Genomic DNA, 2,263 nt, shown 5'->3' with positions numbered 1-2,263 from the left:
GTTTAAGTATTGCTCTATGTGCTGGAATGGGAAATGGTGTTATTTTTAAGCTAGTGCCCATGTATTTCCAAAAACAGGCTGGTATTGTGAATGGTATAGTGTCCGCAATGGGCGGTTTGGGAGGATTTTTCCCGCCGTTAATTCTATCCTTGTTATTCAATATCACAGGCCATTATGCAATCGGGTTCATGGCATTGTCAGAAGTTGCTCTTGCAAGTTTGATTTTAGTCGTCTGGATGTATTTCCAAGGTAAAATGGAGCTTGCCAAAGAAGTGATTGACCATACAATAGAAGGCATTTTGATCACCGATACCAGTGGTAAAATCATTTCAGTAAACCCTGCGTTTACAAGGATTACGGGTTATCAGGAAAATGAAGTAATTGGAAAGAATCCTAGTATACTTAAGTCAGGTAAACAGCCCCAAACTTTTTATAAGGATTTATGGAAATCCATTGAAAAAAATGGTTTCTGGCAAGGTGAAATCTTGAATAGCCGTAAGGATGGACAACAATATCTACAATGGCTGACAATTAGTGCAATAAAGAATGATGCTGGGGATGTTGTTCAATATGCCGGGATGTTTAGTGACATTTCAAGTCATAAAGTGAAAAAAGCATAAAAAATCAATGTGCAGTAGATCATTGAATCCCAGTCTTGAAGCGGAGTTTTCGACGTAAAAGAAGTACTAGTGCAAACTTTCCCTAAGGACAGAAACTCTTTGTCAGCTTTTACATCGCTCGACCGAAAGCGTAACTTTTGAGAGGACGTCTCGTATTAGTCGTCCTGCCCGATAATTTGCGACAAACGATTAAGGAGGGTGAGAATGAATACTCAGCCACTCAAAAAAAACATCAGTTCTTATATTATTCAAACTCATGAAGAAGAGATTAAACGAATTGCAATGGAGCTTCATGAAGGCGTGGGACAGTCCCTCTACAGTCTCTTTACAGGTATGCAGCTCATTGAAAAGGCAATCGAACAGCCTGCCATGAAAAGCTATGCAGGTGATATGAACCAGCTATTGGAAAAGACAATTCAAGAAATCAGGCTCTTGGCTGTAGAATTGCATCCTCCTACCCTTACAACTCTGGGGCTAATTTCTGCTATGAAAAGCTATATAAAATTATACACTTCAACATATGGCATTGAAGTTGAGGTAGAGAATCTGGGTGTTGAATCGCAAATCTCTGATAGAGATAGCATTACACTTTTCAGAGTCTGCCAGGAAGCATTAGTGAATATAGCAAGGTATGCTGATACGATGAAGGCAAGTATAATATTCAAATGGAAAAAAAGCAGGTTATTGATTATGATTAAAGATTCAGGAAAAGGGTTTGAGGTGGAAACGGCTATGAATAAGTCGAGCGGGCTTGCAGCCATGAGTGAAAGAATGCATTTGATTGGCGGAAAATGTACCATATTTTCAAAAATAGATAAAGGGACATCTATAGAGATTTCTCTTCCATTATATTAAAATGAAACAGGGGCTTTGCTAATTGAGCAATCCCCGTTGTTGTTTCATATTCATTTATAACAATACATATACGAACAAAGCTAAGGGGGAACAGCTTTGATAAAAATTTTGCTTTGCGATGATCACGCCGTTGTAAGAATGGGCTTAAAGATGTTATTAAATAATCATGCTGATATGGAAGTGATAGGGGAAGCTTCCGAGGGGAACGAAGGAATACAGCAAGCACTAGAGCTCCAGCCAAATGTGGTAGTCATGGATTTAAGCATGCCTCATGGGAAAGATGGCTTATCAGCAACTTCAGAACTGAAAAAACTAATGCCTGAAGTAGCCATATTAATACTTACTATGCATGATGATGAAGAATATTTGTTCAGAGCTATTCAAGCGGGTGCTTCAGGCTGTATTTTAAAAACTGCACCACATGAAGAATTATTGGTAGCTATTCGCTCTGTATCGACCGGAAATGCTTACCTTCATCCATCTGCAACTAAAAGGTTAATGGAAGTATACATAGGCAGTGTGAAGCAGGGGACCTCTGATACTTTCAATCTGCTTTCGGACCGTGAAAAAGAGGTCCTGACATTGATTGCGAAAGGATTTTCCAATAAAGAAATTGCCGGACAGCTTGTTATAAGTGTGAAAACGGTTGAAACCCATAAAGGAAACCTGATGGAGAAGCTTCAGATGAAAACAAGACCTGAACTTGTTTCATTTGCTTTAAAAAAGGGGCTATTAGGGTATGGAATTTAACGTATGCAATAAATCGAGAAAAGATCAACCATTTAAAC

Annotated in this window: 3 protein-coding genes; all 3 read left to right on the top strand. The window is 38.8% G+C overall.

Annotated features, from left to right (window positions below; genetic code table 11):
* Positions 1–620, top strand: a 620-nt coding sequence (locus tag AC1DUW_RS26495; RefSeq protein ID WP_477643889.1) for a PAS domain-containing protein, incomplete at its 5' end; no start/stop codon positions are given.
* A gap of 204 nt (positions 621–824) precedes the next feature.
* Positions 825–1,475: a sensor histidine kinase gene (locus AC1DUW_RS26490; RefSeq protein WP_053345818.1), complete on the top strand. Its 651-nt coding sequence runs from the start codon at positions 825–827 to the stop codon at positions 1,473–1,475.
* A gap of 96 nt (positions 1,476–1,571) precedes the next feature.
* The gene (locus AC1DUW_RS26485) at positions 1,572–2,225 is read left to right on the top strand and encodes a response regulator (RefSeq protein ID WP_053345819.1); all 654 of its coding nucleotides are present in this window, start codon (positions 1,572–1,574) and stop codon (positions 2,223–2,225) included.
* Positions 2,226–2,263: the final 38 nt, after the last annotated feature.

This window comes from Peribacillus sp. P4_C12 (assembly GCF_056402095.1).
Note: the sequence above shows the minus strand (reverse complement) of the source record. Positions and strands in the feature narration are given on the sequence as shown.